Origin of the sequence: Nocardioides sp., from assembly GCF_016462705.1 — a bacterium.
Classification (GTDB): domain Bacteria; phylum Actinomycetota; class Actinomycetes; order Propionibacteriales; family Nocardioidaceae; genus Nocardioides.
Window position 1 is genome coordinate 1 of the sequence record NZ_JAEMSS010000174.1, and the last position, 8735, is coordinate 8735.

The window sequence follows — 8735 nt, forward strand, 5'->3', positions numbered from 1 at the left end:
GGCGTCGTGGGTGCCGCCGGCGTGGCGGGAGTGGAGCGGCGCGTGGGTGGGGGCGTGGTCATGGGGCTCCGATCTTCGCCACGGCCTGGAGGGGTACCTCGAGCCAGGTCGGGCGGTTGCGGGTCTCGTAGACGGTCTCGTAGACGGCTTTGTCCGCGACGTACGCGTCCAACAAGATCTGCTGCTGCGAGGTCAGCTCCCCACCGGCGTAGGCGGTCAGGAAGTGGTTCTTGTTCCTCTCGGCCCATTGCTCGGCCTCCTTCGTGAAGTCCTCGGCGTCGTCGGCCCGTTCACCCTCGGACATGGCGCGCTCGACGATCCGCGGGGCGTAGTCGAAGCTCCGCAGCATCCCGGCGACGTCGCGCCACGGGGAGTCGGGCCGCTGGCGCTCGGCCAACGGCTTGGCGGGCTCGCCCTCGAAGTCGACGATCTTCCAGCCCGACGCCGTCCTGAGCGTCTGGCCGAGATGGAGGTCACCATGGATCTGCTGCACGGCCAGGCCGTCGAGAGTCGCGACCCGCGAGAACACCGACCGCAGTCCCCCGGCGTGCGGCGCGAGCTCGGGCACGGCGCTCGTGGCCAGGGTGAGCCGGTCGGTCATCTGGGCGGCCAGCTCCGCGGCCGCGGCTGCCGGGCGGGTCTCGGCCGGGAAGTGGTCGCGCAGGATGTCGTGCACCTCGCGCAGCGCCTCACCGAGCCGGGTCGCCTCGGGAGCGAAGTCACCCCCCGACTCGGCGGCGTGCACCTCGGCGTCCGCGGCGTCGCCGACGTCGGCGAACAGCGACCGGACGCTCGTCAGGGCGAGCTCGAACCCGTCGGTCGCGGTGCGCAGGAACTCCTGCAGCATGGCGAGCTGCAGCACGCCACCCTCCGGTCGCGCCGGGTCGGTCGCCTCGAGCCAGCCGTACAGCGCCGCGATGTGCTCGGACTCGGCCTTGGTGAGCTCCGCGTGGACGGTGATGTCGGGGTTGGCGCCGGGAGTGACCTTGCGGAACACCTTCATCAGGGCGTCCTCGCCGAACGCGACCGAGGAGTTGGACTGCTCCCCGGAGAAGAGGGTCGAGTGCGCCTCCAGGTCGAGGTCGTGCCCGGGCAGCCGGTGGAACACGAGTCCCCCGGCGGTGTCGGGGGCGGGCTGTGCGTCGAAGGCCCGCTGCCAGAGCGCCATCGCGTCGCGGTCGTGCAGGGCGTCGTAGGCGTGCACCCAGCCGTGCTCGGGGTCCTCCCACCAGCCGACGAACGCGTGGTCGAGCCGGGTCTCCGGGTGCTCGTAGAGCGCCAGCGGGACCTGGTAGAGCTCGACGGCCTCCTCGCCGGCGTCCTCGCCGACATCGCCGTAGGTCAGCTCCACGAGGTGGATGACGACCAGCGGTGGGCCGCCCGGGACGACGCCGATCGTGCGCACGTCGCTGACCTCGAAGGGCCGCCCCTTGCCGCCGAACCAGCGGGTCCGCGCCAGGTAGGCCTCGAACGCGGCAGGGTCGAGGGTTGCTGCAGGGGATCTGCTCACAGGAGCTGGCCTTCCGGTCGCTCGTCGGATGGGGTGAGCCGGAACCAGTAGAAGCCGTACCCCGACAGCGTCAGCAGGTAGGGCAGCTCACCGATCTTCGGGAAGGGGACGCCACCGAGCAGCTCGGTCGGCACCATGCCCTCGAAGCGGCGCAGGTCGAGCTCGACCGGCTGCGGGAACCGGGACAGGTTGTTGACGCAGACGATCACGTCGGAGGTGCCGTCCTCGAGCCGGTGCTCACGGGCGTAGGACAGCACCGAGGGGTTGGAGCCGCCGAGGTCGGCGTACGAACCGAGGCCGAAGGCGTCGTGCCGGCGCCGGGCCCAGATCATCCGTCGCGTCCAGTGCAGCAGCGACGAGGGGTTCTCGAGCTGCGCCTCGACGTTGACGCTCTGGTAGCCGTAGACGGGGTCCTGGATCGCGGGGAGGTGGAGCTTGCCGGGCGTCGCCGAGGAGAACCCGGCGTTGCGGTCCGGGGTCCACTGCATCGGCGTACGCACGCCGTCGCGGTCCCCGAGCCAGATGTTGTCACCCATGCCGATCTCGTCGCCGTAGTAGAGGACCGGCGAGCCGGGAAGCGACAGCAGCAGGGCGGTGAACAGCTCGATCCGGTTGATGTCGTTGTCGAGGAGCGGGGCCAGCCGGCGGCGGATGCCGATGTTGGCCTTCATCCGCGGGTCCTTGGCGTACTCGCCCCACATGTAGTCGCGGTCCTCGTCGCTGACCATCTCGAGGGTGAGCTCGTCGTGGTTGCGCAGGAAGATGCCCCACTGGCAGCCCGACGGGATCGGCGGCGTCTGCTCGAGGATCTCGGAGATCGGGTAGCGCGACTCGCGCCGCACGGCCATGAAGATGCGCGGCATGACCGGGAAGTGGAAGCACATGTGGCACTCGTCGCCACCGACCTCGAAGTCCCCGAAGTAGTCGACGACATCGGCGGGCCACTGGTTCGCCTCGGCCAGGAGGACCTTGCCGGGGTACTTCTCGTCGACGAAGCGACGCACCTTCTTGAGGAACTCGTGGGTCTCCTTCAGGTTCTCCCCGTTGGTGCCCTCACGCTCGTAGAGGTACGGCACCGCGTCGAGCCGGAACCCGTCGAGACCCATGTCGAACCAGAACGACACCGCGTCCAGGATCGCCTCGTGCACGGCCGGGTTGTCGAAGTTGAGGTCGGGCTGGTGGCTGAAGAAGCGGTGCCAGAAGTACTGCTGCCGGACCGGGTCCCAGGTCCAGTTGGACGGCTCGGTGTCGACGAAGATGATCCGGGCGTCCTGGTACTTCTCGTCGGTGTCGGACCACACGTAGAAGTCGCCGAACGGGCCGTCGGGGTCCTCGCGACTGGCCTGGAACCACGGGTGCTGGTCACTCGTGTGGTTCATGACGAAGTCGATGATCACGCGGATGCCGCGCTTGTGAGCCTCGTCGAGCAGCTCGTGGAAGTCGTCCACGGTGCCGATCTCGGGGAGGATGTCGGTGTAGTCGGCGACGTCGTAGCCGCCGTCGCGCAGCGGCGAGGTGAAGAACGGCGGGATCCACAGGCAGTCGACCCCCAGCCAGGCCAGGTAGTCGAGCTTCTCGATCAGACCCTTGAAGTCGCCCGTGCCGTCGCCGTTGGAGTCGCGGAACGACCGGACCATGACCTCGTAGAAGACCGCGGTCTTGAACCAGTCAGGTGTCGTGCCGGACACCTCGGGGGTGTCGGGGAACGCTTCCGAGACCTCAGCGTTCACGTCGATCAGCCCCTCCGTACCGAGAGCACGTGCGCGGGTTCGCCGCCTGGATCGAGCCGGACGTAGTTGTGCTGGCTCCAGCCCCACTCGGCGCCGGTGATCTCGTCGTGGACCATGAAGGTCGCGCCCCAGTCCATGCCCAGTGCCGGCAGGTCGAGGTGGATGGTGGTCTCCCTGGTCGCGTGCGGGTCGAGGTTGACGACGACGATGACCGTGTCCTGGTCGGTGCCCTCGCCGCTCTGCTTCGAGAACACGAGCACGTTCTCGTCGTCGCTGCTGTGCACCGTCACGTTGCGGAGCAGCTGGAGGGCGGGATGGGCGCGCCGGATCTCGTTGAGGCGGGTGAGGTAGGGCGCGAGGGTGCGGCCCTCCCGCCCCGCCGCGTCCCAGTCCCGGATCCGGATCTGGTACTTCTCCGAGTCGAGGTACTCCTCGCTGCCGGGCTTGACCGCGACGTGCTCGAACAGCTCGTAGCCGGCGTAGACGCCCCACGAGGGGGAGCCCGTGGCCGCGATCACCGCGCGGATCTTGAACGCCGCCGGGCCGCCGTACTGGAGGTAGGCGTGCAGGATGTCCGGGGTGTTGACGAAGAAGTTCGGCCGCATCACGTGGTCGGACTCGTGGGAGACCTCCAGGAGGTACTGCTCGAGCTCCCACTTCGCGGTCCGCCAGGTGAAGTACGTGTAGGACTGGTGGAAGCCCACCGCCCCGAGGCCGTGCATCATCGCCGGCCGGGTGAACGCCTCGGACAGGAAGATCACGTCGGGGTCGGTCCGCCGGATCTCCTTGAGCAGCCACTCCCAGAACGCGACCGGCTTGGTGTGCGGGTTGTCGACCCGGAAGACCCGGACGCCGTGGGCCATCCAGTGCTTGACGACCCGCAGGACCTCCCGACAGATCCCGACCGGGTCGTTGTCGAAGTTCATCGGGTAGATGTCCTGGTACTTCTTCGGCGGGTTCTCGGCGTAGGCGATGGTCCCGTCGGCCCGCGTGGTGAAGAACTGCGGGTGGGTCGTCACCCAGGGGTGGTCGGGTGCCGCCTGGAGCGCGAGGTCGAGGGCGACCTCCAGGCCGAGCCCCTTGGCGTGCGCCACGAAGGCGTCGAAGTCCTCGAGGGTGCCCAGGTCCGGGTGGACGGCGTCGTGCCCGCCGTCCTTGGAGCCGATCGCCCAGGGTGAGCCCGTGTCGTCGGGTCCGGGGTCGAGGGTGTTGTTGCGGCCCTTGCGGTTGACCTCGCCGATCGGGTGGATCGGAGGCAGGTAGATGACGTCGAAGCCCATCTCGGCGACCGCGTCGAGTCGCTTGGCCGCCGTGCGGAAGGTGCCGCTCGTGACCGTGCCGTCCTCGGCCTGCGTCGCGCCCTCGGAGCGCGGGAAGAACTCGTACCAGCTGCCGAACAACGCCAGACGGCGGTCGGCGAACGCCGGATAGGGACCCTCCACGGTGGTCAGCTCGCGCAGCGGGTGGCGCTGCAGCACCTCGACCAGGGCAGGGTCCTCCAGGACTGCGAGCCGGGCCTCCGGGGGACGTCCCAGGTCAGCGGCCGCCTCGATCGCCCCGTGGACGACCTGGGCGTCCGCGGACGTGGCCTCGAGCGTCGAGAGCACTCGCTCGAACAGCAGCCGGCCCTCGGCGAACATCAGGTCGACGTCGACGCCGGCGGGGATCTTGAGCCCCGCGGCGTGCTGCCAGGTGGCCACCGGGTCCGACCAGGCCTGGATCTCGAAGGTCCACGCGCCCGGGGCGTCCGGCGTCACCAGGGCCTCGTAGCGGTCGGGCACGTCGCGGTGCTTGCTCATCCGCACCGGGTCGCGGCGGACGCCGTCCGGGCCCGTGAGCACCACCTCCGCGCCGAGCCTGTCGTGTCCTTCACGGAAGACCGTGGCGCTGACCGGCAGGGGCTCGCCGACCGTCGCCTTGGCCGGCTGTCGCCCGAGGTCGACCACGGGCATGACGTCCATGACGGGGATGCGTCCGACCATCTCTCCAACCTAGCGAGGGTGTGCGGCAAGGGACCAAGCGAGCGCGGCCCTTGGGCCTGTACCCCGCTCCACGGACTGAGACACGGGTTGTCCGGCTCGGCCCGGTCGTACCGCCGGTGCACGACGCCCCGGTCACCGCGAAGGTGACCGGGGCGCTTCGTGGAGTCGTCGGGTCAGCGCTTCTTCTTCTTGAAGACCTTCCCGTAGACCTGGAGCTCGGCCGCGTGCACGATCGTGCCCCGGTCGGAGCCGGTCTTGCAGTCGCTGACCGCGGTCGGGTCGTTGTCCTGCTCCCCGGCGTACGCCGGCGCTCCGGTGCACTGGTTCTCCAGCGTGACCAGCCGCACGGCCATCGCCTTGACCGCCTTGCGCAGCTTGAACGAGCGCAACGTGAGGTCGGGCGCGACCGGCCGGGGGCCGATCGCCGGGAAGGCGTCCGCCCGGGAGACGTAGACCCGCTTCCACTTCGCCGACGCCGAGGTGCACTTCTTCTTGCACACCTCCAGGGCGAACGAGCGCAGGGCCGTGAAGCGCGAGCCGGAGTCGGGGTCGGCCGCGAGCGGCACGACCTCGGGCTCGGCCGGGGCCGGGTTGAGCATGGCGCTCACCTGGATCCGGTTGATCTTCACCTTGCGCTTGCCGGCCAGGTCGACGGTGACCGACGGGTGCGTCGTGTCCACGTCGCCCTCGGTGACGCCGCCCCAGTTGGTGGCCTCGGTGCCGTCGATCAGGAAGTCCGGGTTGCGCGAGCCCTCCGTCGCGGCGAGGACCTTGGCGCCGCTCGCGGCAGCAGCGAAGTTCTTCTTCGACTTGATCCGCTTGGTGATCCGGAACTTCTTCTTGCCCTTGACGCCCTTCTGCTTGCCCACCTTGAGGGTGAAGCGCTTGAAGCCGTGCTTCGGCGAGACGTAGGTCATCCGGTACTTGCCGGGGGTGAACATCGCCTTGTTCTTGAGCGCGGTCTTCTTGCTCAGATCGGCGACCGGCGTGGCGCGGGCCTCGTAGGGACCGACGTAGATCTTGCCGCGGCCCTTGCCCTTGAACGTGACCCGGAGGTTCTTGCCCTTGGCGCTGGCGAAGCTCGGCACGGTGTCTCCGGAGTCCGCGGACGGTGCGCTGGCCTGCTTGCCCATGCCGCGGCGGGCGAACGCCTGGTACAGGATCTTGGCGTTGGCCCCGTTGAAGCGCATCTGGTCGGCCGCGATCATCGCGTCCCGGGCGTCCAGCATCGAGGTCGCACCCTGCTGGAGCAGGAACGAGTCGAACATCAGCTGCACCCACCGGCGGTTGCCGGGGCACGCCTGGGCCGGGAACGGCGACGAGGTGCCGTCGCTGGAGGCCTGGGCGCACTTGAGCTGGAGCGCGGCGTCGGAGTACGGGAACTGCCGGTCGTACTTCTTCACCAGGGCCTGGCGGACCTCCCACATGGTGCCGTTCCAGATCTCACCGTCGGCGTGCACCTCGTCGCCGGTCGAGTCGAACCCGTAGGACCCGTAGTTGAGGGGGTTCCTGTCGATCGGGTAGTCACGGATGCCGGCCTTGGTGTTGCCAGTGGCGTACGGCCCCACGACCCACGGGCTGGTGCCGGTGGAGTAGCCGTGGCTGAAGATGTACTCGGCACCCACGAGGTCGCCCCACGACTCGCCCATCGCGCCGCCCTGCTCGGAGGTGATGCCCTCGTCGGGGCCGCCGATCATCCGGTTGCTGATGGCGTGGGTGTACTCGTGGCCGACGATGCTCATGTCGAGACCGCCGTCAGCACAGGGGCTGTGGAACGCACCCGCGATCGGCTGGAACAGGTACTGGTTGGTGATACCCGGGGTGCCGTCCTGGAGGGTGATCTGGTTGGCGTTGTCACGGCCGAGGTACGACGGGTTGCCACCGGTCAGCGCGCCGGCCTGTGCGTTGCCGATCTCGGGGTCGGCGCCGACGCCACCGCGGCCGAGGTTGTCGACCTGCATGTTGTAGTTGGACTCGGTGAAGCCCAGGTAGTACGAGTAGTCGTGCATCCGGTTGTGGCTGGCGAACAGGTTCGTCACCGAGGCGTTGATGTCGTTCCCGCCGGGCACGAGCGCGCTGGGGGAGCACTTGGCGTTGTCCCACGCGTCGGTGAACGGCTGGGTGTACTCACGGGTCGGCGAGATCGGAGCCTGGAACAGCCCGCCGGGCGTCAGCGGGCTGGCCCACGCCTCACGCGTGGAGGCGTTGTTGCCCGCGGTCGTCTGGGTGGAGGTCCCGCCCGCGGTGATCGTGTCCCAGGGACCTGGCGCGGACACGTTGCGCAGGGCCCCGGTCGGCAGGTCGCAGCCCGCGGCCGGGATCCAGCAGCCGACGTTGGTGTTGCCCGGGACCGCAGGGCTGCCCAGGGAGCCGAGGCTCGGGTTGGCGGTGAAGTAGCGCCACTTCGGGTTCAGCGTGAGGTTGCTGGGCGACGCCCCGGCGGTGTTCGTCCACGCGACAGTGATCTCGTAGGGACCGACGTTGGCCGGCACCGTGGGCGCGTCGTACGGGCACACCTGGGCGGAGTAGGTGCCCGCGGGGATCGAGCTGGACTGGTAGGTCGCCAGCTCCGGGTTGGTCCCCAGGTCCCCCGCGACGAGCAGGTTGCCCTTCGGGTCGAACAGCTTGACGACGTGGTCGTCGACCGGTGCGCCGACGCTCACGGCGACGATCTGCTTGGTCGCGTCGTCGGTCAGCGTGAACGGGTGCAGGGGGCCGCAGCCCTCCGCGGAGGTGCTGCCCACGAAGGGCTCGAGCCCGTCGGCGTTGTCGACCTGGTTGTGGCGGTGCAGGACCTTGCCGTCCACCGCGTCGACCATGAGCGTGTAGGCGAGCGCCTCACCGCCGCTCACGTCGACCACGTTGGCCTCGATCACCGAACGGACGGAGCCGTCCGCGAGGGCCAGGGCCCGGAGCCGCGCCTGCTGCTGCTGCGCGAAGCCCGGCACGTCGAGCTGGGTGAAGCCGTTGGCGACGCTGCTGACGATCTCGTCGACCTTGCCCTCGGGCACCGCGCGGTCGACGTCGGCGGCCGCCTCGAGCCAGCCCTCGAGCGGGGTGAGCGAGGCGGCGGCCGGCGTACCGGTCGTCTTGGTCAGGGAGGAGGAGACGTAGGCGATCTGGCCGCCGGCCACCCCCACGGTGACCATGCTCCCGATCGAGGGGACCAGCGAGCCGAAGCGCTGGCGGAACAGCACCGCGCGGGCGTCGCTCTGCGCGAGCTCCTGCACGTTGACCAGCTCGAGGGAGTCGATCCCGTCGGCGGTGAGACCGAAGACCGCGGCGTGGGCGCGCAGCCAGTCCCGGGCCGCCACCGCGGGGTCGGCCGAGCTGGCCTTGCCGAGGGAGCCGTCCTCGGGCAGCAGCGAGGCCGGCGTACCGAAGTCGTTCCAGCGGACGTCGTCGACGCCGAGGCCGGCCACGGCGCGGACCTGGGCCGCGCTCGGGCGGGTCACCCCGCGGAGGTCGATGTCGGCCAGTCCCGCGACGGCGTCACCAGGGGTGACCACCAGG

4 protein-coding genes are annotated in these 8735 nt (G+C 69.8%); all 4 read right to left on the reverse strand.

Translation table 11 applies throughout. The features are described from left to right. Nucleotides 1–58 precede the first annotated feature (58 nt). Nucleotides 59–1510 (reverse strand): hypothetical protein, encoded by a 1452-nt coding sequence (locus JHD21_RS17950; RefSeq protein ID WP_292677943.1) that lies wholly within the window; start codon nt 1508–1510, stop codon nt 59–61. Further along, nucleotides 1507–3240 carry a maltose alpha-D-glucosyltransferase gene (gene treS, locus JHD21_RS17955; RefSeq protein WP_292677946.1) on the reverse strand — a complete coding sequence of 578 codons (1734 nt, stop codon included), beginning with the start codon at nt 3238–3240 and terminating at the stop codon, nt 1507–1509. Before treS ends, JHD21_RS17950 begins: the two co-directional genes overlap by 4 nt. A 5-nt stretch (nt 3241–3245) precedes the next feature. Continuing rightward, entirely contained in the window at nt 3246–5222 is a 1977-nt protein-coding gene (locus tag JHD21_RS17960; protein ID WP_292677949.1) for a maltotransferase domain-containing protein, read from the reverse strand. A 173-nt stretch (nt 5223–5395) separates the two neighbouring features. Further along, nucleotides 5396–8735: M36 family metallopeptidase (locus JHD21_RS17965; RefSeq protein WP_292677951.1), on the reverse strand; the 3340-nt coding region annotated here is incomplete at its 5' end.